This window comes from Thomasclavelia spiroformis DSM 1552, from assembly GCF_025149465.1.
In the GTDB taxonomy this organism is placed as follows: domain Bacteria; phylum Bacillota_I; class Bacilli_A; order Erysipelotrichales; family Coprobacillaceae; genus Thomasclavelia; species Thomasclavelia spiroformis.
Map to the genome: position 1 here is coordinate 1,568,921 of NZ_CP102275.1, position 26,277 is coordinate 1,595,197.

The 26,277-nt window shown below is 29.2% G+C and carries 29 protein-coding genes, 2 tRNA genes and 2 other annotated features; of the genes, 1 reads left to right on the forward strand and 30 read right to left on the reverse strand.

The genetic code is table 11. The features are described from left to right. Positions 1-57 precede the first annotated feature (57 nt). The 23 genes from obgE to NQ543_RS07535 form a co-directional block, all read right to left on the reverse strand. Positions 58-1,344: a GTPase ObgE gene (gene obgE / locus NQ543_RS07425; RefSeq protein ID WP_004608634.1), complete on the reverse strand. Its 1,287-nt coding sequence runs from the start codon at positions 1,342-1,344 to the stop codon at positions 58-60. 52 nt (positions 1,345-1,396) lie between these two features. Further along, entirely contained in the window at positions 1,397-1,681 is a 285-nt protein-coding gene (rpmA, locus tag NQ543_RS07430; protein ID WP_004608635.1) for a 50S ribosomal protein L27, read from the reverse strand. 3 nt (positions 1,682-1,684) lie between these two features. Further along, a complete protein-coding gene (locus tag NQ543_RS07435) occupies positions 1,685-2,008 on the reverse strand; it encodes a ribosomal-processing cysteine protease Prp (RefSeq protein WP_004608636.1) in 324 nt (107 codons plus the stop codon). Continuing rightward, positions 2,008-2,316, reverse strand: a complete 309-nt coding sequence (rplU, locus tag NQ543_RS07440) for a 50S ribosomal protein L21 (protein WP_004608637.1) — start codon at positions 2,314-2,316, stop codon at positions 2,008-2,010. Before rplU ends, NQ543_RS07435 begins: the two co-directional genes overlap by 1 nt. 16 nt (positions 2,317-2,332) lie before the next feature. Beyond that, positions 2,333-2,401, reverse strand: a sequence feature (ribosomal protein L21 leader region). A 41-nt stretch (positions 2,402-2,442) separates the two neighbouring features. Then, positions 2,443-3,186, reverse strand: coding sequence for a site-2 protease family protein (locus NQ543_RS07445; RefSeq protein ID WP_004608638.1), 744 nt, complete (start codon positions 3,184-3,186; stop codon positions 2,443-2,445). Then, complete coding sequence (locus tag NQ543_RS07450) at positions 3,161-3,697, reverse strand: M23 family metallopeptidase (RefSeq protein WP_230197270.1); 537 nt, start codon at positions 3,695-3,697, stop codon at positions 3,161-3,163. Before NQ543_RS07450 ends, NQ543_RS07445 begins: the two co-directional genes overlap by 26 nt. 78 nt (positions 3,698-3,775) lie before the next feature. After that, positions 3,776-4,555: a septum site-determining protein MinD gene (gene minD / locus NQ543_RS07455; protein ID WP_004608640.1), complete on the reverse strand. Its 780-nt coding sequence runs from the start codon at positions 4,553-4,555 to the stop codon at positions 3,776-3,778. Continuing rightward, positions 4,548-5,123 carry a septum site-determining protein MinC gene (locus NQ543_RS07460; RefSeq protein ID WP_004608641.1) on the reverse strand — a complete coding sequence of 192 codons (576 nt, stop codon included), beginning with the start codon at positions 5,121-5,123 and terminating at the stop codon, positions 4,548-4,550. Before NQ543_RS07460 ends, minD begins: the two co-directional genes overlap by 8 nt. Then, a complete protein-coding gene (locus NQ543_RS07465) occupies positions 5,098-5,631 on the reverse strand; it encodes a rod shape-determining protein MreD (protein WP_039903401.1) in 534 nt (177 codons plus the stop codon). Before NQ543_RS07465 ends, NQ543_RS07460 begins: the two co-directional genes overlap by 26 nt. After that, entirely contained in the window at positions 5,624-6,478 is an 855-nt protein-coding gene (gene mreC, locus NQ543_RS07470) for a rod shape-determining protein MreC (RefSeq protein WP_039903403.1), read from the reverse strand. The genes NQ543_RS07465 and mreC overlap by 8 nt, the downstream gene beginning before the upstream one ends. A 58-nt stretch (positions 6,479-6,536) precedes the next feature. Then, entirely contained in the window at positions 6,537-7,214 is a 678-nt protein-coding gene (gene radC / locus NQ543_RS07475) for a RadC family protein (protein WP_004608644.1), read from the reverse strand. Continuing rightward, positions 7,211-7,597 carry an SPOR domain-containing protein gene (locus tag NQ543_RS07480; RefSeq protein ID WP_004608645.1) on the reverse strand — a complete coding sequence of 129 codons (387 nt, stop codon included), beginning with the start codon at positions 7,595-7,597 and terminating at the stop codon, positions 7,211-7,213. The genes radC and NQ543_RS07480 overlap by 4 nt, the downstream gene beginning before the upstream one ends. 65 nt (positions 7,598-7,662) lie before the next feature. Next, entirely contained in the window at positions 7,663-7,806 is a 144-nt protein-coding gene (locus NQ543_RS07485; protein WP_004608646.1) for a hypothetical protein, read from the reverse strand. Between the two features lies 1 nt (position 7,807). Continuing rightward, the gene (locus NQ543_RS07490; protein ID WP_004608647.1) at positions 7,808-7,966 is read right to left on the reverse strand and encodes a hypothetical protein; all 159 of its coding nucleotides are present in this window, start codon (positions 7,964-7,966) and stop codon (positions 7,808-7,810) included. A gap of 132 nt (positions 7,967-8,098) precedes the next feature. Beyond that, positions 8,099-10,720, reverse strand: a complete 2,622-nt coding sequence (locus NQ543_RS07495; RefSeq protein ID WP_039903405.1) for a valine--tRNA ligase — start codon at positions 10,718-10,720, stop codon at positions 8,099-8,101. A gap of 41 nt (positions 10,721-10,761) precedes the next feature. After that, positions 10,762-10,964, reverse strand: a binding site (T-box leader). 22 nt (positions 10,965-10,986) lie between these two features. Continuing rightward, on the reverse strand, positions 10,987-11,799 hold the full coding sequence (locus tag NQ543_RS07500) for a hypothetical protein (protein ID WP_244942726.1): 813 nt from the start codon (positions 11,797-11,799) through the stop codon (positions 10,987-10,989). A gap of 94 nt (positions 11,800-11,893) precedes the next feature. Beyond that, entirely contained in the window at positions 11,894-12,691 is a 798-nt protein-coding gene (locus tag NQ543_RS07505) for a LysM peptidoglycan-binding domain-containing protein (protein WP_004608650.1), read from the reverse strand. Between the two features lie 63 nt (positions 12,692-12,754). Beyond that, positions 12,755-13,354 carry a ribosome biogenesis GTP-binding protein YihA/YsxC gene (gene yihA, locus NQ543_RS07510; protein ID WP_004608651.1) on the reverse strand — a complete coding sequence of 200 codons (600 nt, stop codon included), beginning with the start codon at positions 13,352-13,354 and terminating at the stop codon, positions 12,755-12,757. Positions 13,355-13,411: 57 nt separating this feature from the next. Continuing rightward, positions 13,412-15,733 (reverse strand): endopeptidase La, encoded by a 2,322-nt coding sequence (gene lon, locus NQ543_RS07515; RefSeq protein ID WP_004608652.1) that lies wholly within the window; start codon positions 15,731-15,733, stop codon positions 13,412-13,414. Between the two features lie 52 nt (positions 15,734-15,785). Next, positions 15,786-17,069 carry a trigger factor gene (gene tig, locus NQ543_RS07520; protein ID WP_039903407.1) on the reverse strand — a complete coding sequence of 428 codons (1,284 nt, stop codon included), beginning with the start codon at positions 17,067-17,069 and terminating at the stop codon, positions 15,786-15,788. Positions 17,070-17,173: 104 nt separating this feature from the next. After that, on the reverse strand, positions 17,174-18,097 hold the full coding sequence (locus tag NQ543_RS07525; RefSeq protein WP_004608654.1) for a hypothetical protein: 924 nt from the start codon (positions 18,095-18,097) through the stop codon (positions 17,174-17,176). A gap of 22 nt (positions 18,098-18,119) precedes the next feature. Further along, positions 18,120-18,254 carry a hypothetical protein gene (locus NQ543_RS07530; RefSeq protein WP_259295643.1) on the reverse strand — a complete coding sequence of 45 codons (135 nt, stop codon included), beginning with the start codon at positions 18,252-18,254 and terminating at the stop codon, positions 18,120-18,122. 73 nt (positions 18,255-18,327) lie between these two features. After that, positions 18,328-19,206 (reverse strand): LysR family transcriptional regulator, encoded by an 879-nt coding sequence (locus NQ543_RS07535; protein ID WP_039903409.1) that lies wholly within the window; start codon positions 19,204-19,206, stop codon positions 18,328-18,330. 108 nt (positions 19,207-19,314) lie between these two features. Here NQ543_RS07535 and NQ543_RS07540 point away from each other — a divergent pair, with 108 nt between their 5' ends. Next, positions 19,315-20,319 (forward strand): YeiH family protein, encoded by a 1,005-nt coding sequence (locus NQ543_RS07540; RefSeq protein WP_004608657.1) that lies wholly within the window; start codon positions 19,315-19,317, stop codon positions 20,317-20,319. 106 nt (positions 20,320-20,425) lie between these two features. On the opposite strand, the gene ltrA is transcribed toward NQ543_RS07540, so the two are convergent. The 7 genes from ltrA to NQ543_RS07575 form a co-directional block, all read right to left on the reverse strand. Then, on the reverse strand, positions 20,426-21,844 hold the full coding sequence (ltrA, locus tag NQ543_RS07545; RefSeq protein ID WP_004608658.1) for a group II intron reverse transcriptase/maturase: 1,419 nt from the start codon (positions 21,842-21,844) through the stop codon (positions 20,426-20,428). Positions 21,845-22,283: 439 nt separating this feature from the next. Continuing rightward, positions 22,284-22,360, reverse strand: a tRNA-Arg gene (locus NQ543_RS07550). Between the two features lie 271 nt (positions 22,361-22,631). Next, a tRNA-Arg gene (locus tag NQ543_RS07555) sits at positions 22,632-22,708 on the reverse strand. Between the two features lie 56 nt (positions 22,709-22,764). After that, complete coding sequence (locus NQ543_RS07560) at positions 22,765-23,229, reverse strand: metallophosphoesterase family protein (RefSeq protein WP_004608659.1); 465 nt, start codon at positions 23,227-23,229, stop codon at positions 22,765-22,767. 45 nt (positions 23,230-23,274) lie between these two features. Then, positions 23,275-24,183, reverse strand: coding sequence for a GerMN domain-containing protein (locus NQ543_RS07565; protein ID WP_004608660.1), 909 nt, complete (start codon positions 24,181-24,183; stop codon positions 23,275-23,277). An 86-nt stretch (positions 24,184-24,269) separates the two neighbouring features. Continuing rightward, complete coding sequence (gene murI, locus NQ543_RS07570; RefSeq protein ID WP_004608661.1) at positions 24,270-25,055, reverse strand: glutamate racemase; 786 nt, start codon at positions 25,053-25,055, stop codon at positions 24,270-24,272. A 4-nt stretch (positions 25,056-25,059) separates the two neighbouring features. Then, positions 25,060-26,217 carry a M15 family metallopeptidase gene (locus tag NQ543_RS07575; RefSeq protein ID WP_230197271.1) on the reverse strand — a complete coding sequence of 386 codons (1,158 nt, stop codon included), beginning with the start codon at positions 26,215-26,217 and terminating at the stop codon, positions 25,060-25,062. Between the last annotated feature and the right edge of the window lie 60 nt (positions 26,218-26,277).

Consider the following 26,277-nt stretch of genomic DNA (forward strand, 5'->3'; position numbering starts at 1 on the left):
AAGTTTCTCAACAATTATAGCATTGAACTAAAAAAAAGGAAAGTCATTAAAACTTTCCTATTCATAATAATCAAATTCAAATTCACCGATTGCTACATTATCGCCATCTTTAGCACCAGCATTTCTAAGAGCTTCATCAACACCCATATTTCTTAATTTAATTAATAAACGCTTTAATGAATCATCACTTACTAAAGATGTCATTGCAACCATTCTTTCAATTTTCTTACCAGTAATACTCCAATTACCATTACCTAAATTATGTAATTCAAATGGTTTATCTTCTTCATCACCCATTGTATATACAACTACATTTTCTTCATCATTATCTTTTAATTCAAATGAAGGCGTATTTTGCAATGTATCGGCAATTGCATATAATACTTGATCAACACCATCATGAATAATTGCACTAATCGGAAAAACCTTAACCTCATCACCGACTTGTTCTTTAAAACGAGCAAGGTTTTCCTTAGCTCCTTCTTCATCCATCTTATTAGCAACAACAATTTGTGGTCGTTCTAACAAACGATACTGATATTCACCTAATTCTTTATTAATCGTTACATAGTCTTCATATGGATCACGTCCATCAACTGCTCCCATATCAATAATATGAACAATTACACGACAACGTTCAATATGTCTTAAAAATTGATGTCCAAGTCCTCTACCTTGAGCAGCACCTTCAATTAATCCTGGTAAATCAGCCATAACAAAACTACGTCCATCTTTAACTTGAACTACTCCCAAATTAGGTACGATCGTAGTAAAATGATAATCAGCAATTTCTGGTCTTGCTCTAGAAACAACTGATAGTAATGTTGATTTGCCTACTGATGGAAAACCAACTAAACCAACATCAGCTAATAACTTCAATTCACATTGCAAATCAAATTTTTCACCAGGTTCACCACGTTCACAAATTTGCGGTGCTGGATTTCTAGATGTTGCAAAACGGGCATTTCCACGTCCGCCACGCCCACCTTTAGCAATCACTACACGTTGTTTATCTTCAGTTAAGTCTGCCATGACCTTATTAGTTTCTTCATTAATGATAACTGTTCCTACTGGAACCTTGATTAGAGTATCAATTGCATCTTTACCATGCATCTTTTTAGCCATTCCATTTTGTCCTGATGGCGCTTTATATAAACGATTATACTTTAAATCCAAAAGAGTTGAAAGTGATGTTGTAGCTTCAAAAATAACACTACCGCCTTTTCCACCATCACCACCAGCTGGACCTCCTTTAGGTACATGAGCTTCACGTCTAAACGCAACTGTCCCATCGCCACCTTTTCCTGCTTCTACTCTTATTTTAGCTTTGTCAATAAATTGCATGATTCCACCTCTTTTCTATATCATATCAAAAAAATCCCTTTTCAGGGATTAATTATGCAGCTGGATAAACTGAAACTTGTTTTCTATCTCTTCCAAGTCTTTCGAATTTTACAATTCCATCAACTGTAGCAAATAAAGTGTCATCTCCACCTCTTCCTACATTGTTACCTGGATGGATTTTAGTTCCTCTTTGTCTATAAATAATAGATCCTGCTGTACAGAATTGCCCATCTGCTAATTTAGCTCCTAATCTTTTTGATCTAGAGTCACGACCGTTTTTAGTTGACCCTACCCCTTTTTTAGAAGCGAATAATTGTAAATCTAATTTGAACATCATATGTTACACCTCCACTTTAGATATCTTTATAAATTGTCCATAATCTTCAACCATAGTTTCAAATGTTGTTTCAAGCGTCTCTAGCACCACTTGACAAACATCATCTTTATGATCAACGACTATATTTATATAACCTTCATCAATCTCAATTTTACCTAAATGATTAGCTAAAAAACCTTTTTTAACTAACATATTCAACACACCAATACTAGCTGTTGAAACTCCAGCACATACTAAATCCTTGCCATATACATCACTATTAGCATGCCCAGTTACTTTAAGATTAATAATTTGATTGTCTTTTTTTTTAATTAATACATTAATCATTATCCATTGATAGTATTGATTACTAATTTTGTATAAGGTTGTCTATGACCTTGTTTTTTATGATAATGTTTTTTAGGATTGTATTTGTAGATAACAACTTTCTTTTCTTTACCTTGTTTTTCTACAGTAGCTTCAACAGTTGCACCTTCAACATAAGGAGCACCTAATTTAGCTGTTTTATCACCTACAAATAATACTTTATCAAAAACAACTTTTTCTCCTACTTCAACATCTAATTTTTCTACAAAAATAGTATCTCCAGCTTCTACTTTAATTTGTTTTCCACCTGTTTCAATAATTGCGTACATATCGCACCTCCTATAAAATTATTCTAAGACTCGCCAACCAAGGCAGCATTGCTTTAATACCTCTTATGTGCGGTTGTAGCTAGAGGTCTACAACATTTTTTATTATATTGAATATGTCTAGTAAAGTCAATTAGTTTTTAAATTTTTTATTAATTTTTCTAACATTTGATTTTCTTTAAAAGTATAGCCATCAATTACATAAACATTATTGTATGGTCGATAAAAACAAATTTTTTTATTTATTTTATAAAGCTTATAATCATTTCCTTCTAATCTTTTTAAAAACAAACGAATAATCATAAACCTAAATTCTTTAATATATTCATAATTAGCATACAACAAATAAAAATAAACAAGTAAATAACTCATCTCATTATATAATACAATCAGTATTGATAATGATAACAAAGATATTTTTATTTGTAGTTTAATTGCTTGATAATAATCTCTAAAAAGCGATAATAGTAATAATATTATTTTAGATCCATCTAACGGATATATTGGTAATAAATTAAATACAAATACTAATTTATTAACTTCTAACAAATAAGAACTGTCAGTAAATATTTTAATAATAATATGAAGCGGTAAATGAACTGATAAACCACCTAATAACATAATTAATTCTTGACAAATATGATGCAAGCCAAAGTCATTAAGACTTAAAAATGCCCCAAATGGAAATATTTCCACTTTATCAATTTCAAATTTAAATTTTTTTGCGAAATAATAATGACCATATTCATGAATACATACAATTACTAACGCACTAAAATATCGATAAAAATCATTATTTACAATACTTACAAAAAGATAGACCAAAGTAAAAGGATGGACATACCAATCACTCCATCCTTTGATACTCTTCATAACTAATCTCTTTACCCAAATATTCAAATTTTAAAATGAACTTCTCATTATAACTACCTAGTACCATCCCTTGATCAATTTCATCATATAAGCCTACCATTACATTATCAATTTCACTATAAGTAATCTCCACACCCTTTTTACTTAAAACAATTACATATTTTCCATCACTACCTATTTCAATAACTCTACCTGCTTCAAGATTTAAAACCTGATTACTATTATTAGTATAATAATTTCCATCAAGATGTTCATAATTTATTTCACTAGATGTAGTAATTGCATCATCAGGTAAAAACGATAATAATGAATCAGATAACCAGCTAGTAACTTTTTTATAGTTTGCATCATTTAACACCAAATCTTTAATTTTTGTATTAGGATTTAATTTTACATATGACATCGACACTAAAACAACTAAAATAACAACCATAAACTTAATCATAAAATTATAAAAACGTTTAAAATTATCATCATTTAATGGATATTTAGTCCCTTTTCGTTTTTGCATGCGCTTCCTTATCTCATCAAGATCACTCATCTTATCACCTAATTCATTATATGAATTTTATTAGATTAAAGACGTTAATTATGTATTAAAAATTCGACGAATAAAACTCTTTTTACGATATTTTAAATACGGAACTTGTTTACCTAACAAACGATTAGCAATATTTAAAAAGCAATTATGCAACATATGATGTTCATTTAAAAAAATTGGTACACCACGATTATTTGCTTCAATCATATCATGGCTATCATAAACAATTCCAAGTAACGGCAATGATAACATTTCTTTAGCATCTTCAATCATTAAAGAACGATTACTATCAATATCATCAAGATTAACTTTATTAACTATCATATTAATTGTATTGATACCTTTTTTCATTAATAAACCAACTACGCGATCAGCATCACGCAAAGAAGAAACATCAAGGTTTACAACAACAATTGCTTCACTTGCTAAAGATGAAGAATATTCAAAACCTTTTTCAACTCCAGCTGGACTATCTACAATAATAAAATCAAAATCTTTACTCAATCTTTCTATTAAAGCATTCATTATTTCAGTATCTAAATTTTCAAATGATAAAGATTTACATGAAGGTAATAAACTAAGTCCGGCAATTCGTTTATCTTTAACTAATACTTGCTCAATTGTACAACGGCCCTCTACTACATCATTTAAATCATAAACAACACGATTTTCCAACCCCATCATCACATCAAGATTTTTCAATCCAAAATCACCATCAATCAAACAAACTTTAAATTTACTAAAAGCTAAAGCACTAGCAACATTAACACTAACACTACTTTTACCTACCCCACCTTTACCAGAAGTAACTACAATAACTCTAGACATAAATCATGTCCCCCTTATCTAAAAATATTTCACTGTCTTTATAATAAAGCATTGTAAGTTCAAAACTTGTATAACTCTGTCGAGAAACCCCATTAATTCTAATATGAGCATTTTTAAAACATTGTCCACTAATTCTTGAATTAGGTGTCATCCCTTCAACAAAGCCACTTACACGCCCCATAACATACAATTTACCACTAAAACGAACAATTGCCCCAGGATTAATTTGACCAATAATTAATGCATCCTGATCAATTTTCAATACTTCTCCAGAATGAATTGTTTTATTAATTATTTTAATTTTATTTTTAGGTTCTTTTTTAATCATATTGATTCCATCAAATAACAATACTTGTTTTTCAAACAACAAATCCAATAAACATGTTAATTCACGAACACTCAAAATTCGACTTTTAAAATCAAAAAAAGCCTTTGGATAAAAACCATTACTTTTAAATAATGGTGAATCCAAAAGACTTTCTAGTTCTTTTATTAAATTATTAAATTCTTGACTATCATCTAAAACAAACACTAGATGACCACTAACTCCTTTTACTTTGATATGCATTGACTTTTCCCTCGAATCCTAATTTTTTATGGATAAAATACACTGGAGCAATCAATACTAAATTAAATAACACCGTTGGTAACAAGCGATTTTTCAAAAAGATAACAATTGAAAGCTGCGTAATATTAGTTATCCACATCAACCAATATAACACAACTTCTTGCACGATTATTGTCACAATTACGGCGATAAACATCTCTAATAACGTAAAAGTTGCTAATTTTGTATACTTTTTTCCTAAAAAAGCATACATACAATACAATAAAACATAAATCAATAAACTATTTGCATAAACGATAGCATAATACAAACCAGATACCGTTGCAAATATGTAACGATGTTCATTTCCAATCGTATTATTTAAAAGTGTAAACATCATTAAACTAATATAAGGAATAATCGTAATTCCTGATTTATCAAAATTAAATGGAAGATAATAGCTTATTACACTATCAATAATAAAACTAAGTGCCATCACTAAATAATAACGATATAGTTTTTTATTCATTATTATTTCCTCTAAAAACAACCGAAACATATGTTAAATCACTAAAATCTTCAGCCGGTTTAACTTTAAGCGTCTTCGTTGTTCCATCACTAGAAACATCCATCCCCTCAGCAACACCGATATAGATTCCTTTAGGGGCTTTTTGATCTCCACCTAATCCCGAAGTAATAACATTAGCATTAGGCTCAAGTTTATCAATATTGCTTAATAATGTTACTTCATAACACTTACTTTCTACATCATAACCTTTTAATAAACCATATGCATTTTGATCACCATTCATAATTTGTACTGGTAAATCAGAAACTGGTTTTTCAGCTGTCAATAATTGAACCGTAGAACTTACTTCTGTAACAGAAGTAACTTTTCCAATCATTCCTTTAGAAGCAACAACAACCATATCTTCCTTTACACCTGCCATACTTCCTAAATCAATGGTAATTTCATTTGTCCAATTACTTGCATCACGTGAAATAACAGTAGCTGTTTTAACATTATAATCAGTTGTAAGTTCCTTTAAATCTAAAGCCTTTTTTAAATCATCTATTTCATTAGATAAAACATTTGTATTAACTTCCACACTAGCGTAAGCTGCCAATTGTTCTCTTAAAATCTTATTTTCATCATAAACATCTTTTAATTCGTTATATTCATTAAATAAATTACTTATAAACTCAATTGGTTTTTTAATTACATAGTACTCTACTACAGCTACTGTATCACTTATCATTCTTTCAATTCCCCACTGTGTTCGTGAAAAAATTAATGAAATACTTGAAAAAACAATAATTGTAACTGTAATAATTAAAATGATCTTTCTATTTCTTTGCTTCTTTCGATTATTCAAATTATCACCTCACACGTACATTCATTATAAGGCATTAATATAAAATAATCAATTAACTTTAGACTTCAATAATTTCTTTTGATGCAAAACTATAAAATTTATTTCTACCAATAATTAAATGATCAACAATTTCAATTTCTAATTCCTCAGCCATCCGATACAATCGTTTAGTTATTTCAATATCTTCAAAAGAGGGCTTTGGATTACCTGAGGGATGGTTATGAATCACCATAATCCTACTACTACCACAAATTAATGCTTCTTTAAATATTTCTCTACCACTAATAATTGAAATATTATTACTACCAATAAAAACCGTTTTTTCTTTCATTACTTCTAATTTAGAATTTAAACATAAAATGATAACATGTTCTTGCTGTTCAAACATCAGCTTATCTTTAACTAAATAATATCCATCTTTAGGTTCTTTAATAACCGTCTGTTCCTTTTGAATTCCTTTGATTCTTTTTGTAAGCTCGATTACAGCAAGGATACTAATTGCTTTAGCCTTTTTTATTCCATTGATAGAAACTAGCTGATGATATGTGACATCTTTTAAATATGACAAACCGCCCACTTCATTAATAACCCGCTGTGCTAACTGTAATGCTGATTCTTTTTTACTACCCGTTCGTAATATCAATGCTAATAATTCATTATTAGTTAAACTATCAATCCCATAATAATAGGCTTTTTCACGAGGGCGTTCTTTTTCAGGATAATTTTTTATTTTCATGAGCTCAATTCTTTAATAATTGCTTCATAATTTTGTTGTTCAATATCATCTTTTAGTTCATTAGAAAATTTAACTTGTTTAATTACACATGTAATACCTTGTTCACTAATACCATTACCCATAGTCTTTGCCTCCTGTTCATTTAAAAATACTCCAGCTATAACTACAAAGTTATTATCTTTTTGATATTTGTAATTTGGTTGTTTTAAATTTGTTAACTGATTAATCATCTCATTGGCATTTTCTTCTTGCTTATATATTCCTACTTGAACTATGTAAGCATCAATTTCACTTTCAAGTGATGAAAAAACTTTTAAATAAAATCCACCAAATAATATCGACAACCCAACTGCACTAACTATTGCTAATCTAATTATCTTCATATTCTACCTCCAATAAAAGAATATGCTCATAATTATAAAATATGAAAGGCTAATAGCCTTTCATATTAGCGATTTCGTGTAATAGAATAATGAGTTTTAATTAATCTTGCAGTATTTAATCCCGCAACAACAGCAGCTATAGTAATAATAAATGGTAAAGCAAATCCACCATTAGTTTCTTTTTGTATACTGATTGGTAATTCTTTCATACTATCTCCATTCAATTGAAATAATTCTTGGAATTGAAATTCTTCCTGCTGAAGATCTTACCATTTTATAAACCGCCGCCCCAATTACAACACAAAAAACTACTGTTCCTATTCCACCGCCAGAAATCTCCATTTGACTACTTAATTGCAATTCATTCATTCTCGTCTTTCATCCTCCTTTTATTTCAAGGCCACACATCCACTAAACCTCTTATTATCTTTTACAATTAAAATAATTTTTTTACTACAAAAATATAAAAAAACCATTAACAAATGTTAATGGCTTAATAAATTACATCGTATCTAATTTTTCTTTAACTGCGTCATATTTTGATTGATAATCAGCTAATTTCTTTCTTTCTAATTCAACTTTTTCTTTTGGTGCTTTAGAAACAAATTTTTCATTAGCTAACATATTTTGACAACGTTTAATTTCTCCTTCAAGTTTACTTAATTGAGCTTGTAACTTTTCTTTTTCAGCATCTTTATCAATATAATCACCTAATTCTATTAATAAAGAATTACCACCTTTAATTGTAATATTTGCTACTTCACCAGTTGCTTTTAAATTGTAACCTGAACAAATTGCATTACATAATTTTTTAATATATGGTAAACATTGGTCCATTAAACTTTCTAACTGACTATCTTTTGTATCAATAATATATGCAACTTCAATTGCATTTTTAATTGTATATTGACTTCTAATTTCACGAATTCCTTTAACAATATCAATTAAATATGTAAATTGATCATTAATTTGTTCATCATTAAAATCTTCATTTACTTCTGGCCATGAAGCAATACAAATAGATTCTTCAAGATGTGGAATTGCTTGGAAAATTTCCTCAGTTACAAATGGCATAAATGGATGTAACATCTTTACAATAGCATTTAAAACATATACTAAAGTATTCAAACTTGCTTGTTTTTCAACTTCATTTTCACTATTTAAATGAACTTTAGTTAATTCAATATACCAAGAACAAAAATCATCCCAGATAAATTTATATAACTCTGTTCCAACATTAACAAATTCAAATTTATCCATATTAATATCTACTTCTCTAATCACTTCATTTAAGCGATTTAAAATCCACTTATCACATAAATTTAAATTGTCAAATGTTAAATCTTCATACTTCATCGATTCATCAATATTCATTAAAACAAATCTAGCGCTGTTCCAAATTTTATTAATAAAATTCCATGAAGATTCTAGCTTTTCAGGAATATAGCGTAAATCCATTCCTGGTGCCGAATTTGTTGTTAAAAAGAATCTAAGCGTATCAGCTCCATATTCATCAATAACATCCATTGGATCAACACCATTACCTAAAGACTTAGACATTTTACGTCCTTGTTCATCACGAATCAAACCATGAATCAATACATTTTCAAATGGTCTTTGATCAGTAAAGTGTAATGATTGGAAAATCATTCTACTTACCCAGAAAAAGATAATATCATAACCAGTTACTAAAGTATTAGTTGGGAAATAGCGTTTAAATAACTCACTATCTTCATTTGGCCAACCTAAAGTTGAAAATGGCCAAAGTGCACTAGAGAACCAAGTATCTAAAACATCTTCATCTTGTTTCCAATTTTCAATATCTTTAGGAGGTTGTTTACCTACATAAACTTCTCCAGTTTCTTTATGATACCAAGCAGGTACTTGATGACCCCACCATAATTGACGAGAAATACACCAATCTTCAATATTTTCCATCCATTGATTGAATGTTTTTTCAAAACGTTCTGGAACAAAATTTACTTTAGAATCTTTTAATTGATTATCTAGAGCCATCTTAGCTAGAGGTTTCATTTTTACAAACCATTGTTTAGATAAATATGGTTCAACAATAGCATTACTTCTTTCAGAATGTCCAACTTGATGCATATGTTTTTCAATATGATCAACGATTCCATTAGCTTCAAAATCAGCAACTAACGCTTTACGACATTCAAAACGATCCATTCCTTGATATTTATTTGCTAATTCATTCATTGTTCCATCATCATTCATACAAATTGGCATATCTAAATTATATTTTTTAGCTAAAGCAAAGTCATTAGGATCATGAGCTGGCGTACATTTCATAACTGCTGTTCCAAATGACATATCAATATAACTATCAGCCATAATTGGTAAAGGTTCTCCATTAGCTGGATTAATTGCCTTTTTACCTACTAAATGCGTATATCTTGTATCATCAGGGTGAACAAAAATTGCTTGATCGGCAAACATTGTTTCAGGACGGGTTGTTGCAATGACTAATTCTTCATCACTATCAACAATTTTATATTTGAAATAATACATTGCCCCTTCAATTTCTTTATGAATAACTTCAATATTACTTAATGCCGTACGTTGCATGGGATCCCAGTTAATGATTCTTTTACCTTGGTAAATCAATCCCTCATTATATAATTTAACAAATACTTCTTTAACCGCTTCACTTAATCCTTCATCTAAAGTAAAACGTTCTTTAGAATAATCAAGTGATAAACCTAATTTTTCCCATTGACTACGAATAATTGAGGCATATTCTTCTTTCCAAGACCATGCTTTTTTTAAAAATCCTTCTCTTCCTAAATCATAACGAGAAACACCTTCTTCTTGCATTCTAGCCTCTACTTTTGCTTGAGTGGCAATTCCAGCATGATCCATTCCTGGAAGCCATAAAGCATCATATCCTTGCATTCTTTTATAGCGAATGATCATATCCTGTAATGTAGTATCCCAAGCATGACCTAAATGTAATTTACCAGTTACATTAGGTGGGGGAATAACGATAGAATATGGTTTTTTGCTTGTATCACCTGCTTCAAAATATTTTTTTTCAATCCACTTACGATATTTTCCTTCTTCTACTTTATGATGATTATACTTTGGTTCTAATTGCTTTTTCATCATTTTTACCTCCATATTTTTAATAAATAAAAAAGCATCGTCATAAGGACGAATGCTCGTGGTACCACCTTACTTTGCATAATATTTATGCCTCAAAAACTTTAACGCAGTTATACGTGTTTACCTACTTAGTTTCAATAAACATGCTCCTAGGCTACCTTCAATTTCTTATTTTATCCTATTTCCACCAACAAGGACTCTCTATCAAACATCAAAACCTACTCTTCCTAATCGTTGCTAAAGACATTTTAACAAAAACCATTCCACTAGTCAATTGAAAGCTTTTTATTTAACGAAGAAATAGAATCTAAATAATATAATAAACGTGACATAACAATAATATTATTAATTTCATCATGTCCCAATTTAATAATCGGTACAACATGCAACAAACATCTAAGCAATAACTTCTCTTCTTTTAAAAGTTTTAACTTACAAAAATAACTATCCAAAATTACATCAAAATCAAAAATAAGTTCTGGTATCTTTTGATACATATTATAAATATCATAAATACATAAATTAATTTTAATATGATCAAACGAAATCAGCTTACCTTCTTTCATCATAATATGAGCATAACTAAAATTATTGTAAGTCAAACATAATCTAATTGTATCTAAATTACATACATAATCTCGATAACAATCTAATATCTCCAAGGCATTTTTCAAACAACATTCAATTTTATGATAATTTAAAACAAACATCCATCCTGTTGGACTTTTATAAATCATTGTTTCAAAATTATTCATTAACTCATTATAATAAGCTTTTCGTTCATGAATAATTCTTTCAAGATCTTCAATTTGCTGTTTAAAAAAACTTTTAGAAGCACTATAATTGAAAAAAGTTTTTGAATGCAAATAAGCCAAACATTCATAATAAAATTTTAATTTCAACTCTTTTACAATCATATTATCTTCTTTTATCCATCTACTTAAATAAAACATCTTATCTTCATAGATTGTAATTGCCTGATGATTTACATTTTTTATTACTTTTAAAAAACATTCCAAATGTAAACTTTCAATATGATCAAAAATAACTGTCAAATTACTGTTTTCAATAAACTTCAAACAAAAAAATCCTTCATTACACTTTACCTTATATACCCTTTGAGAAACCTTAATTAATCCAATAACCTTTAAACAATAGGCTTCTTCAATTATTTTACTTACATACATAAGGAATAATTAAAACATTGCCAGCAACTAGTGGTTTATCTTGATTATAATCTCTAATAATACTTTCATCAATTTCATAACGACTAGCTACATCTTCATAATTATCATTTTCTTTAACAATATACAAATAATAAGTACCAATACTATCACTAGAATCTTTAAAAATAGGTCGTGATTTGCTTGGATAAACTTTTTCTTGTAATTGTTCTTCAATTTCTTCAGTTACTGCTTTTTCTTTACTCTCTACATCCTTACTTACAACATCTTTTTTAACCGTATCATAATCACTAATTGGTTCTATTGGTCTACTTTCAGCAACTTTATTTTCTTTTTCTAATGGTTCTTTTACAATTTCATTATTTTCTAAAGCTTGTTCATCAATCATCGATTCTTTACGAATTAAATCTTCAATTTCATCAACTGTTTCTTTTTCAAACAATGAATCATCTTTAACATAACGATCTTCTCCATCAACTACCCCATGAATTCCAACTTCAATTTTTATTTGAATATTACCATCTTTAATATGATAATCAAAATCTTCTACTTTAATATTAAAATCACGCTGATCAACAATCTTATCAAAAGTCGCTAAAACATCCATATCAACATCATCATGGAATTTTTTACCATCGTTATATTCCCCCTTTACAATTAAACTTCCAATCGCCCTTACACCAACACTTTCAATCTTATAATTAATTGATTCATCAACCGATAAAGACAATAACTCTGTTAATTCATGATTCAAATCAATCCATTTTTCAAAATATATTCTTTGCATATATACCTCCCATACAAATATATGCAAAAAAATATTAGATATGAAAAAAGACAGTCAAACTGTCTAATTAAAATCAATATCACATAATTCATATATAGCATTCCATGCCTCTTCAATTCCAATTTTTTTCAAACTAGAAAAACGAATAAACTTATCCTCTTTATGGAATCCTAAAGTATTTTTTATTAACTGTTCATTTTTCTTTAAATCATTTCGTTTCAATTTATCTTCTTTAGTTGCCACAACAATTACCGGTACATTATGATGTTTAACAAACTCATACATCATCACATCATCTTTAGTTGGTTTATGACGATAATCAACTAATAAAATAAATCCTTTTAAACTAGAACGTAATTTAATATACTCATCCATTGTTTTTCCAAACTGTTTAGTTACATTATTATTTACTTTAGCATAACCATAGCCTGGAACATCAACAAAATACAATGCATCATTGACATTAAAAAAATTCAATGTTCTTGTCTTTCCAGGCGTACTAGATACTTTAGCCAAACCATTTCGATTTAACATTGCATTGATAAAACTGCTTTTCCCTACATTACTTCGTCCAGCTAAACACATTTCAGGATAAGTTTCTTGAGGCCACTGACTTTTCCAAGCGGCTGAAAGTACATATTCTGCTTTTTTTATTTTTACCATTTCTATCACCTATTTCATTGTACCATAAAATAAGAAAAGGGTTAAATTTTTTAACCCTTATTTAACAAGTGCATGTTCTAAAACTGTATCAATATGATCAGCTAATACAATTTCTAATTCTTCTCTTACAGACTCTGGGATATCTTCAATATCTTTAGCATTATCTTTAGGAATAATAATCTTTTTAATTCCTGAACGATGTGCCGAAATAGATTTTTCTTTCAATCCTCCAATTGCAAGTACATTACCTCTTAACGTAATTTCACCAGTCATTGCAACATCACTACGTACTGGTTTATTTTTTAACGCAGAGTAAATTGCTGTAGTTAATGTAACACCCGCACTAGGTCCATCTTTTTTCACCGCTCCTTCTGGAACGTGAATATGAATATCTTCTTTATCAAATTTAACATCTTCAAGACCATATTTAACTTTATTAGCTTTCATATAATCTAAAGCAATTGATGCAGATTCTTTCATAACATCACCTAGTTGTCCAGTAATTACAAACTTACCAGAACCATCAAAATGATTTACTTCAATTGGTAAGATATCACCACCAAATTGAGTATATGCCATTCCTGTAACGACACCAATTTGATCATGATCTAATTTTTTAGTATGTTCAAATGGTGCTTTACCCAAATAATTTTCAAGCTCTTTAGCAACAACAGTAATTTTGCTTTGTTTATCTTTTAAAATAATCAAAACGACTTTACGACATACTTTAGCAATTAATCTTTCTAAATCACGAACCCCAGCTTCACGAGTATAATGACGGATGATTTTCATGATTGCTTCGTCTTCAAAAGTTAATTGTTCAGATGTCAAACCATGCATACCTAATTGTTTTTTAATTAAATGATTTTTTGCAATCATTAATTTTTCTTGTTCAGTATAAGAAGAAAGCTCGATGATTTCCAAACGATCTCTAAGAGGACCAGGAATATTACCTAAATCATTAGCAGTAGCGATAAATAATACTTTTGATAAATCATAAGGTTCTTCTAAATAATTATCTGAAAATTGATTATTTTGTTCTGGATCAAGAACTTCCAACATTGCACTAGTAGGATCACCCTTATAATCACTTGACATTTTATCAATTTCATCTAATAAGAAAACAGGATTAATAACCCCGGCTTTTTTCATACTTTGAATAATTCTACCAGGCATAGAACCTAAATAAGTACGACGATGTCCTCTTACTTCAGCTTCATCTTTAACACCACCTAAAGATGCTTTAACAAACTTACGTTCTAATGCTCTAGCAATACTTTTTGCTAGTGAAGTTTTACCAACTCCTGGTGGACCTGCTAAACAAATAATTGGCGCTTTTAGATTTTGTGTCATTTGTTTAACAGCTAAATGTTCAACGATTCTTTCTTTAACTTTTTCTAAACCGTAATGATCAGCATTTAAAACATCTTCAACTTTTTGAATATCTTCAACATCCTTAGTTTCTTGATACCAAGGGACTTTTAACATCCAATCAATATATGTTCTAACAACATTTGATTCAGCTGATGCAGCTGGCATTGTTTCAAATCTTCTTAATTCTTCTTCGATTTTATCTTTAACATATTGTGGATATGGATTTTTTTGTAATTCCTCACGAATTGATTCTGCATCATCTTCTTTAGGAACACTATCCCCTAATTCTTCTTTAATCGCTCTAAGTTTTTCGCGCAAATAATATTCTCGTTGATTTTCGTCAATGCTTTCACGTACTTTACGATTAATTGATTCTTCAATTTCATTAATTACTTTTTCAGATTCGATTGAACTAATTACTAATAGTAAACGTTCATTTACATTAATAGTTTCTAATATTTTTTGTTTTTGAGTAAATTCTACAGGTAAATATTGTCCAATTGTATCTGCTAAAACACTTGCAGAAACACCACTTGTAAGACGATTAATTGAATCTAGCGGAATATTTGGCATACTTCTTCTAGCTTTTTCAAAATAAGATGTAGCTTTACGAACTAAAGCAACTTCTTCATTACGATCGCCTACTTCATCTTCAAGAATAGTTACTTGAGAATATATAGCACCATTTTGTTCAACAAAACCATCTAAACGTACTCTCTTTACTCCAAGTACAGTAAGTTTAACTGTTCCTGCACTATCACGACGTACTTTACGATCAATTTTACAAATAGTACCAATATGATATACATCATCAAAAGAAGGATTATCCGTTAAAGGATTAACTTGAGAAACAAAAACGATATTGTTATCGTGTTCATTTGAACTTAACTCAAGTGCTTTTAAACTCATAGGACGTCCAACATCTAATGTTAATTTGTTTTCTGGGAAAACAACCATACCTCGAGTACAAACTACCGGTAAATTTAATACAGTTTGTTCGTTCACTTTAATTCCTCCTATCTTCTATTTACTAAAAAGACGCTTGAGCGTCTTTTAATTATTTCTTTAAGTTATCTTTTACTAAATCGATAGCTTTACGAGTTAAAATATCATTTTCAACACGGCTCATATTTCCTTTGAAAATATTTTTAACTTCATCTAATTCTTTTTTATAATAATCAGCAATTGATTGTAATTCAGCTTCTAATTCTTCATCACTAGCAACTAGTTTTTCTTCTTTAATAATTGCTTTTATAATTGCATTGATTTTGAAACGTTCTTCAGCTTGTGGTTTGATATCTTCTAAAATATCAGGAACATCTTTTCCTGTAAATTGTTTATAAATATCAAAATTTAATCCTTGACTTTGTAGATTTTGTTCAATCTCTTTTAAAATCATTTGTTGTTCTTGTTTAATTAAAGCTTCACTGTTTTCAATTTTTGAGTTTTTAATTAATGTTTGATAAATATCATTCATGAATTTTTGTTCATTTTCATTTTCTTTACGAGCTTTAATGTTTGCTTTAATATGGTCTTTTAATTGATCTAATGTTTCAACACCATCAATATTAACATCTTTAGCTAATTCATCATCAATTTCAGGTAAATGTTTTTCTTTAATTTCATGAACAGTTACTTTAAAAGTAGCTTCTTTACCAGCTAAATCAACAGCTCCATAATCATCTGGGAATTTAATAGTAATTTCTTGTTCTTTATCAACACCCATTCCGATTAATTGATCTTCAAATCCAGGAACAAATGATCCACTTCCAATTTCTAATGGATAGTTTTCACCACTACCACCTTCAAAAGCAACACCATCAATAAATCCTTCAAAATCAATTACTGCAGTATCACCTTTAGCAACTTTTCCACCTTCTTTTACAGATAATTCTGCAAATTGGCTTTGATAATTTGCTAATTGTTCTTCAATTTCTTTTTTAGTTACAGTTACACGTGTTTTCTTAATTTCTAACCCTTTATATTCACCTAATTCAACTTCTGGTTCAACAGGTACTAAAATTTTAACTTGTAACTCTTCTTCATCAATTTTATCAACACTTAAAGCAGGTTGTGCAATTGGTTCAACTTTTGCTTCTTCAAGTGCTTTAGCAAAATTAGCTTGTAAAATCATATCAGTTGCTTCTTCAAGAATTTTACCTTTACCAATTCTTGCTTTAACAACAGCTATTGGTGCCTTCCCTTGTCTAAATCCATCAATTTTAACTTTTCTTGATAGTTTGTTTAATGCTTTTTTTTGAGATTCTTTCCATTCTTCTTTATCAAATGCTACTGTTACTTCAACAATTGCATTTTCTAGTTTTTTATTATTAATTTTCATACAATTCTCCTTCATTAGTTTCATCACGTATTATATACTATCAATTTCATTAATTCAACTTATTTAAACACTAATATCTTAAAATTTGTGACTTTTTTGTGACTTTAATATTCAATTTGCTTAATTTCTTCTAATTTTTCCAAAATTTCTTCTTTATCACAATTATAAAACAATTCCATATCCTCTAACTCTACATCGATATATTGCATCGATGCTAAATAATAATGAATTGCTCCAGCAATTGCTCGATATTCAAATTCATCAATGTATTTAGGATACATTAAATACAGATAAAAATTCAAAAACTGAAAACATAGATTATATAACGAAGGATTTTCATCTTCAATCACTTCACTCAATAAAGATAAAATCGCTTCCCCTACTTCTTGATTCAATACCATTGGAGCATAACTTGGATTAATTTCATACTCAACTCCATTTTTTACTAATACCATTTCTTCATCGATTTCTTGATCAATCATTAATTCAATCAATAAGCTTTTAGCAAAACTTGGCTTACTATCATCTTTCAAAAAAATTCTAATAGCCGGTAATAGTCGCCGAATATTCATTCCTTCCATTTGCTCAATTGCCATATACAAAAGATCTTCATTAGCAATATCTCTTTGTAAAATATTTTCCATATCATCTAAACTAAAAGCATTATTATGACGTTCAATTCCTTCGTTTGCTTCTTTTTTAGCAAGCAACAACTCATCATATGCGGCATTAAAAACACTTTCATATTCATATGGAATATAAGGCATTGACAGTTCTTCAACTACAATATCAATTGCTTCTTCAAATTCTTCTAACTCTTTTAATGTTGCTAAATAAATACTTACAACATCATAGTATGTATTACTAGCCTTTATCTTAGCCAACATTCCTTCATTTTTAGCTTGTTGATATTGTCCTAAACCATATAAACAAACCAATCTTTGATAACGAACAGTTTCATCATCTAAATCTGTAAGTAAATCTAAAGCATCCTGAAATTGACTATTTGCAATATATTCTTCAATCATACATTCTCCTTAAAAAAATTAGTTATTCTTCATCATCTAAGTCTAATTGATATTCAGGTTCTTTTTCTTCACCTTCTTGTTGGCGTAAACTTTCAATTACATCAATATATTGACCTAACACGCCATTCTTTAAAAAATCATCATCTGTTAAAGGCATATTCATCACTCCTCAACCACTTATTATAACAACCCTCAAATATTTTTCAATTGAAAAACTCATATTTACATAATTATCGATACTCAAAAAACAATTTAAATAACTGTCGATAATAATCTATAAAAACACTATTTTTTCGCCAAACAAAATTAATATCATGTTCAATTGATAATCCCGCAATATCAATCTCTTTCAACAAACCACTTTCTAACTCTTTTTCAACCGCTATTTTATATATAAAACTAACACCATGATTATTTTTAATCAATTGTTTGATCGTATTAATATTACTTATCTCAATTAAATTTGCAAAATCATTGACATTTAAATTACGATCACCCAAATAACGCTCGATGATTTCTCTAGAACCCGAACCAACTTCTCTAATAATTAAATTATATTTAAACAGTTCACTAATATCATCAACATGATCTAATTTAAAATCATTTGATGCAACACATACATATCTTTCTTGACAATAATGTAAAAAATCATATTCAAACTTGTTAAAATATCCTTCTACTAAAGCAAAATCAATCGCTCCTTCATTTATATAGTTCAATAATTCTTTAGTATTGGCAACTTTCATTTTAATCACTGTATTACTTTCATCTGATAAAAGACCATCAATAATATTAGGCATGATATATTCACCAACTGTAAGTGTTGCTCCAAAAATCAATTCATGCTTTTCTTTCATATCATTAAATCGCTTTTTTAAAAAAATATCGTCATGTTTTAATGTAGTTGCATATTCTAATAAAATTTGCCCTTCTTTAGTAAGTTGCATTTTTTTACCGTGAAAATAAAATAATTTAACATTATAGTATTCTTCTAAATAATGAATATGATTTGAAACAGCTGGTTGTGTAATATTCAGAAATTGACTAGCTTTAGTAAAGTTCATAAATTTACATACTGTTAAAAAAGTATCAATTCGAAAATCTAACATTGTATCACCCTTATCAATCATAACATTTTTTTATTATTATATAAATATATATAATTTTTATTTATTATAATAATCATGTATAATATGCTCGATTAAAGGAGGAAGACAATGAATAAAATCAAAAACAATACTTTAGGCGTTATTTTATGTTTAGCAATCGCTTTACCTGCATACTATTTAGGAACTCTTTTCCCACTAGTTGGTGGTCCTGTGTTTGCTATTTTAATGGGGATGATTATTACTTATTTCGTTAAAGACAAAAGTAAAGTTCAAGATGGGATTACATACACATCTAAAAAGATTCTACAATACGCTGTTATCTTACTTGGATTTGGGATGAATTTAAAAGATATCTTAAAAATTGGGACAACATCTTTGCCAATCATTTTGTCAACAATTACAACATCATTAGTAGTTGCTTATGTATTATGTAAACTTTTAAAGATTCCATCAAAAATTGCAACATTGATCGGTGTTGGTTCATCAATTTGTGGTGGTTCTGCAATTGCTGCAACCGCTCCAGTAATTGAAGCCGATGACGAAGAAATCGCCCAAGCAATTTCGGTTATCTTTCTATTCAATATCCTAGCAGCGTTAATTTTCCCTACATTAGGTGGGATCCTTGGTCTTTCAAATGATGGTTTTGGATTATTTGCAGGAAGTGCAGTTAATGATACTTCATCAGTTACAGCTACAGCTACAGCTTGGGATGGAATTCATGGTAGCAATACATTAGACCATGCAACAATCGTCAAACTAACAAGAACGCTTGCAATCATTCCAATTACTCTAGTTCTAGCTTTTAAACGTACTCGTGATAATGAAAAAAATAACAGCAAAGTAAATCTCAAAAATATTTTTCCATATTTTATCCTTTTCTTTGTTTTAGCATCAATTATTACAACCGTATTTAGTTTACCAACAACAATTACCGCTCCAATTAAAGATTTAAGTAAATTTTTTATTGTAATGGCAATGGCAGCAATCGGGTTAAATACAAACATTGTAAAGCTGATAAAAAGTGGTGCTAAGCCAATTTTATTAGGGTTTACATGTTGGGTTTCTATTACATGTGTATGTTTATTGATGCAAGCACTTTTAGGATTGTTATAGACGGTTATTCCGTCTTTTTTTATTTAAAGAAAATTGAATAGGGGCTAAGAATTAAAATCTTTCGCCCCTTTCACAACACCGTGCGTAGGGTTCCCTACACGGCGTTTCATAAGTTTATAGAGTTGTAATAATCTAGTGCACTTATAAATCCGTATATTTTTAATACTTCATTTGTAAGTGTCCTTTTTAGTATGAAGCTATTGGCGATGTGCCAGTAGCTTTTTCTTGTGTTTGCCCATTCCCATGCCTTACTTTTATTAATACCTAGTTTTTGTAAATTTCTATACCTTGTTCTTACTAACTTCCATCTTTTCCAATATATCATTCGTATTCTTCTTCTCATCCATGAGTCTATTTCCCTTAGATGTTTACTCATATTCGCTATCCTATAGTAATTCACCCAACCTGTAATGTATTCTTTTAACTCTTTAGCTAATTCCTTACTTGATATTGGTCGGTTCCTTTTGGTGATTTCCTTTATTCTCTTTTTCATCTTTTCTTTAGATTTCTTGTGAACAGTGATTCGTACATTACCACTCTTCTCTATATAAAATCCAAAGCCCAAGAATTTTATATCAGTAATATAGGCTACCTTTGTCTTCTCTTGGTTCACTTTTACAAATAATTTCTCTTCTAAATATCTTGTCACTGTTTCTTTGACTCTCATTGCACTTCTTTTACTTTTGAATAGTATGACACAGTCATCTGCGTACCTTACAAATCGATTTCCTCTTCTTTCCATTTCTTTATCAAATTCATTAAGATATATATTTGATAATAATGGGCTGAGTGGCCCACCTTGGGGTACTCCTTTTGTAGTTTCTTCAAACTTATGTTTTACTATGACTCCTGCATTGAGATATTTATGTATGAGTGATATAACTCTTCCGTCTTTAATAGTTTGTGACAATATCTGTATAAGTCTTGAATGGTTGACTGTATCAAAGTACTTCTCTAAATCTAGGTCTACTGTATATCGATATCCTTCATTGGCGTATTCGACTACTTTTCTTACTGCTTGATGGGCATTTCTTCTTGGTCGGAACCCATAACTATTGTCACTGAATTGGGGTTCAAATATTGGTGTCAGTACCTGTACTATCGCCTGTTGTATGACCCTATCCGTCACTGTTGGAATTCCTAACTCTCTTTTCTTTCCGTTATCTTTTGGTATTTCTACTCTTTTAACGGCTTGTGGACTATAATGTCCCTCCATGATAAGTTTCTTTAGATAAGACCAGTGTTGTGCGAAATGCGTACGAACTTCTGCGACTTGCATTTTATCTACACCACCACTTCCCTTATTACTCATAACCCTTTGGATTGCCTTTTCTATATTGGCATCCTCCATAATTGTTTCAAGTAACTTCTCATGTACTACAAATCTATTGGTGTTCTTCGTATGTGATATCTCTTGTTTTGATGTAGGATACACTTCTCCACTATTGTCGTATTCCGTACTATCTTCATAGAGTAAGCCTAATGATAGTTGACAGTATCCTATTTTATCTTGAGTATCTTTCATTTCCAGTTCACCTCCTTATGTTCGGTCCTTCGCTAGATAACCATTACAGTTATCATCATCACTACTATGACCTCGGCTGACTTCCTAGGACAAACGTTTCCACCATGATTACATTTTCATCATGTTCCTAGGACCTCCCACGGTAAGACATAACACTTTCATCCTATGTACCCACTATCTTTACACTGCTTATTCCGTCGTACTATTGGACTTCGATTTGTTTAGCAATCTCATCCGATAAGCTTCTGCCTAAAATAGTTCGTATTCCTTGGGTCAGGACTTTGCCTCCAACTTCCTCCCGTTCACACCTTACGATGGATACCTTGTCTTCGGCTAGTGGTTGGTAGTACGAAACCCCCACAGTGGACTTTCACCACCTAGTCTTATGTCATGCGTGGCACACTAACAAAAAAACACACTAATGTGTGTTATTTTCTAATGGCGTCCACGAAGGGATTCGAACCCCTGACCGCACGCTTAGAAGGCGTGTGCTCTATCCAGCTGAGCTACGTAGACTTCTTTATCAACTGCTCAAATAATATAACATATAAAATTATATAATGCAAGTATTTTTTATTTTATCTTTACCTTAAAATACTAAAAGAAAATTTTATCTCACTTTATTTTCATATAATTATATATCTGACATTACATTTAAACAATATTGTTTTAAAATTAACGGACATAGCTTGCACATAAACATATTACACGAAAAATAAAAACCTTTGATAAAAACCATTAGTATCAAAGGTTTGCAGAGATTTCATCAATCTCATTATTTTTAAAATGGCGTCCACGAAGGGATTCGAACCCCTGACCGCACGCTTAGAAGGCGTGTGCTCTATCCAGCTGAGCTACGTAGACCTCTCTCTTGACTGCTTAAATACTATAACATATTCAAAAGAGATGCGCAAGTATTTTTAAATAATTTCTTTAAATTCTACTTCAAGCTGCCCTTTATCTACATAAATTACACAATACGATTTATTACTCCCTTGTCTTGGCAAAGTTGTAGAGCCAGGATTAATTAAATAAAATCCATCAATATTATCACATTGAGGAACATGGGTATGTCCAGATAATAAAACATCACAACCATGACGTTGCAAATCATCTACCATCATCGTTTCTCTATTTAAATATCCATATCGATGCCCATGTGTTACCAAAAATGCTAAACCTTCTGTTTCGAACATAATTTCATCATCTAACTTGGCCATCCAATCATTATTACCACGAACACTTATCCAACCTTTTAAATCCTTTTCCATTCCTTCACTATCACCACAATGAACATAAAAATCCCCATCTGGTTCTAATCTTTTTATTTCTTCAATTATATTTCGATATCCATGATTATCAGACATTATTACTATTTTCTTCATCTACATCACCAATAACATTATACACAATTAATTTACAAATTTGAATTATATTTTAATTCGATTATCAACTTTACCATTTACATCTTCTACTGGTGCTATTTCTTGACCATCGATGTATAAAGAAACTTTTTTTACATTTTCTAAATGACTTGCTGATTTTACTATTTGATTATATAAATTATTATCAATTGATTCATTATCATTTAAAATATTACTTGCTAAATAGATATTTAAATGCCCTTCATTTAATGAACACTGTTGTACTAATGTTAAAGGTTGTTCAGATTCAATTTCCTTTAACATCAATGATACTTTAGTATCGATATCATTATCTTGAGTCTCAATTCTTTTAGTAATTGGAACATAATATTCTTGATTATTAATTGTTTTAGTATTATAAACAACTACTGGTACAGTTTTATATAAATAATTACTTGTTGATTCAAAATTATTAATTCCAAGTCTATTAGTAATACAGCTAGCTGGAATAGTACTATTTTTTAACGTACTAACATCATTACCATCAATTTTTAAATTAATTTTTTCAATGTCGCCTACACAAAAAACATAAGATAGCATTTCAAAAATATCCAAAGCTTCTTGATTATTTTCAACATATAAATGATCACTAAAATCAAATGTTAATGATTTATCATTAATAGCAATCGCATTTACTTGTAAATTTGCATCTAAAATTGGATGTAATCCTAAATACTCATAGTCTTTAGATTTCATTACTTCAATTAAATTACGATATTTACTATCGTCTTCTAAATTTTGTTTTAAATCAATCTCAATCGGTACTAGCATATTATCATCATCTCTAAAAACAACGGTTTGATAATTTGTATTTACTACTTCTTTTTTTTCCTTTTTATCATCTTGTTTAAAATAAATGATTCCAAATCCTAAACATAAACATACAAAAATGCTTAAAAGTACTTTGATTCGCATACTTACCACCTCATCATATTTTATGAAACAGATACTTTAAAATACCAAAAAATCTTTTCATTAATATAAAAAATAGATTAGCTTAGCTAATCTATAATCAAATGTTCAACTTTTAAATTAGTATAATCAAAAAAGCCTGATGATGAATAAATAAATTCATCAACATCACCAGTAGTATATATTTTAGTATAACTACATTTATTAAAATTTAATAACTTTTTCCTTAATAAAATATCCTTAACACTTTTACTAATTGCCTCACTACTAGAAACATATTCAATATTAGGCAATACATTTTCTATTTGCTCTTTTAAAATAGGATAATGTGTACATCCTAAAATAATCGATTGAATTCTTTCTTTATATTCATCAAGATATTCATGTAAAATATCATAAATTCCTTCTTTATATTTTCCTGATTCTACCAAAGGTACCAATTTAGGAGTTGCTAGTGAAAAAGTTTCAATTTTACTATCAATTTGTTTAATTGTTTCAGGATATTTATTAGACTTAATTGTTGCTACAGTAGCAATTATTAAAGTATTTGCTACCTTACGATTAATAAAATCATTAACTGTTGCATCAATTACCCCAATGATCATTACTTCAGGATAAGTCATTTGTAAACGTTCTAATACTGTAGAACTAGTTGTATTACATGCTAAAACAATCAATTTAACATTTTGTTTAATAAAATATTCAACGATACCGCTAGCATATTTAAACAATTGAGCTGGGGTCTTATCGCCATAAGGGCAATGATAATTATCCCCAATATAAATGATATTTTCATTTGGAAGCAATGATTTAATTGAATTTAAAACGGTTAAACCACCTACTCCTGAATCAAAAACTCCGATTGCTCTTTCCATTTAATTACTCCTTATTATCTTTATATTCTTCTAATGCTAAATTTTGATTATGTAAAATAGTAGCGATTTCTTTACCTACATATCTAAATGTAGTTGGACTATATTCATGTCCAGTTACTTCTACTTTATCTGCTGGATAACGTAAAATAAAACCATATTCATAACTATGTTCCATTAGCCAAGCGTAAATATCGGTTTGGTTAAAATCTTTTACGCTTATTTCTGATTTTTGTAAATCAACAGTACTTCCTAATTGATACTCATTATACCCAGCTACTACACCTCGATCTTCTAAAAGAGCCACATCATATCCAATAAATGATTTAGTTAAAATAAGCCCCTTATCACATTCTTTATAACAAGCACGATACATTTCTAATAGATTTTGATATGTTTCTTCTTGTAAATACATAAAATGTTTAATTCTTGGAATTCCTGAGGCAATGACTAATTTTTTAGGTTCATAACCCCCTATAAATGTCTCATTATTTATAACTATAGATAATTTACTTGGATTATATATTCTTTTAGCATTCGGTAATAGATCTTGATTAAATAGTGTTGCTAATGAAGTTTTATTATAATTAACACATAATTGCTTAAAACTATCATATAATTCATTATCATCTAATTGATCAATCTCTTTCATTTTATTTAAATAATTATTTGTATCACTCACATATGTATAATCAGTTTCATCATAAATAGCTCTTAACATCTGATAATATTCAATATTATCAAAATCAAAATTTTCTTGATTAATATATGCTTCTACAAGATCATTTTTAATCAATATATCACAATAACTTAAAGCCCTACTTGCAAAAGATACCTCTAATTTATCTGCCAACTGATTACCCACACTAATCAAATTATTTAAATCAGGATATTTATTTATTTTATCCAAAGCATTATAAAACTTATAATTCATTAAATTAAAATCCGGAATTTCAATATATTTAATAAACTCATTGACTGCAATTGCATTTTCAATCAAATACTCTTGTTCTTCATCATCTAAATACATTTCAATCAATGCTCGATTATCATTATTAATTCCATTCACTCGATAAAACTCATCATATTTACGATTTATTGAAATAAATGCAATACAAAAACATAACGTTACTACTACATATAAATGCCATCTCTTTAATTTCATAACATCACCTTGTATCATTATATACCAACAATAAATAAAAAACCACTTTAAATTAATAGA

Excerpts from the sequence above, each read along its gene's own strand:
- tig (WP_039903407.1), bottom strand. The coding sequence starts at position 17,069 with ATGAAAATTAATAATAAAAAACTAGAAAATGCAATTGTTGAAGTAACA.
- minD (WP_004608640.1), bottom strand. The coding sequence starts at position 4,555 with ATGTCTAGAGTTATTGTAGTTACTTCTGGTAAAGGTGGGGTAGGTAAA.
- NQ543_RS07465 (WP_039903401.1), bottom strand. The coding sequence starts at position 5,631 with ATGAATAAAAAACTATATCGTTATTATTTAGTGATGGCACTTAGTTTT.
- radC (WP_004608644.1), bottom strand. The coding sequence starts at position 7,214 with ATGAAAATAAAAAATTATCCTGAAAAAGAACGCCCTCGTGAAAAAGCC.
- NQ543_RS07530 (WP_259295643.1), bottom strand. The coding sequence starts at position 18,254 with ATGCCTTTAACAGATGATGATTTTTTAAAGAATGGCGTGTTAGGTCAA.
- NQ543_RS07560 (WP_004608659.1), bottom strand. The coding sequence starts at position 23,229 with ATGAAGAAAATAGTAATAATGTCTGATAATCATGGATATCGAAATATA.
- NQ543_RS07565 (WP_004608660.1), bottom strand. The coding sequence starts at position 24,183 with ATGCGAATCAAAGTACTTTTAAGCATTTTTGTATGTTTATGTTTAGGA.
- murI (WP_004608661.1), bottom strand. The coding sequence starts at position 25,055 with ATGGAAAGAGCAATCGGAGTTTTTGATTCAGGAGTAGGTGGTTTAACC.
- rpmA (WP_004608635.1), bottom strand. The coding sequence starts at position 1,681 with ATGATGTTCAAATTAGATTTACAATTATTCGCTTCTAAAAAAGGGGTA.
- NQ543_RS07485 (WP_004608646.1), bottom strand. The coding sequence starts at position 7,806 with ATGAAAGAATTACCAATCAGTATACAAAAAGAAACTAATGGTGGATTT.
- NQ543_RS07575 (WP_230197271.1), bottom strand. The coding sequence starts at position 26,217 with ATGAAATTAAAGAGATGGCATTTATATGTAGTAGTAACGTTATGTTTT.
- NQ543_RS07540 (WP_004608657.1), top strand. The coding sequence starts at position 19,315 with ATGAATAAAATCAAAAACAATACTTTAGGCGTTATTTTATGTTTAGCA.
- ltrA (WP_004608658.1), bottom strand. The coding sequence starts at position 21,844 with ATGAAAGATACTCAAGATAAAATAGGATACTGTCAACTATCATTAGGC.
- NQ543_RS07490 (WP_004608647.1), bottom strand. The coding sequence starts at position 7,966 with ATGAATGAATTGCAATTAAGTAGTCAAATGGAGATTTCTGGCGGTGGA.
- NQ543_RS07450 (WP_230197270.1), bottom strand. The coding sequence starts at position 3,697 with ATGCAAAAACGAAAAGGGACTAAATATCCATTAAATGATGATAATTTT.
- NQ543_RS07480 (WP_004608645.1), bottom strand. The coding sequence starts at position 7,597 with ATGAAGATAATTAGATTAGCAATAGTTAGTGCAGTTGGGTTGTCGATA.
- NQ543_RS07460 (WP_004608641.1), bottom strand. The coding sequence starts at position 5,123 with ATGCATATCAAAGTAAAAGGAGTTAGTGGTCATCTAGTGTTTGTTTTA.
- NQ543_RS07535 (WP_039903409.1), bottom strand. The coding sequence starts at position 19,206 with ATGTTAGATTTTCGAATTGATACTTTTTTAACAGTATGTAAATTTATG.
- rplU (WP_004608637.1), bottom strand. The coding sequence starts at position 2,316 with ATGTACGCAATTATTGAAACAGGTGGAAAACAAATTAAAGTAGAAGCT.
- obgE (WP_004608634.1), bottom strand. The coding sequence starts at position 1,344 with ATGCAATTTATTGACAAAGCTAAAATAAGAGTAGAAGCAGGAAAAGGT.
- NQ543_RS07525 (WP_004608654.1), bottom strand. The coding sequence starts at position 18,097 with ATGATTGAAGAATATATTGCAAATAGTCAATTTCAGGATGCTTTAGAT.
- NQ543_RS07445 (WP_004608638.1), bottom strand. The coding sequence starts at position 3,186 with ATGAAGAGTATCAAAGGATGGAGTGATTGGTATGTCCATCCTTTTACT.
- NQ543_RS07495 (WP_039903405.1), bottom strand. The coding sequence starts at position 10,720 with ATGAAAAAGCAATTAGAACCAAAGTATAATCATCATAAAGTAGAAGAA.
- NQ543_RS07435 (WP_004608636.1), bottom strand. The coding sequence starts at position 2,008 with ATGATTAATGTATTAATTAAAAAAAAAGACAATCAAATTATTAATCTT.
- yihA (WP_004608651.1), bottom strand. The coding sequence starts at position 13,354 with ATGGTAAAAATAAAAAAAGCAGAATATGTACTTTCAGCCGCTTGGAAA.
- NQ543_RS07505 (WP_004608650.1), bottom strand. The coding sequence starts at position 12,691 with ATGCAAAGAATATATTTTGAAAAATGGATTGATTTGAATCATGAATTA.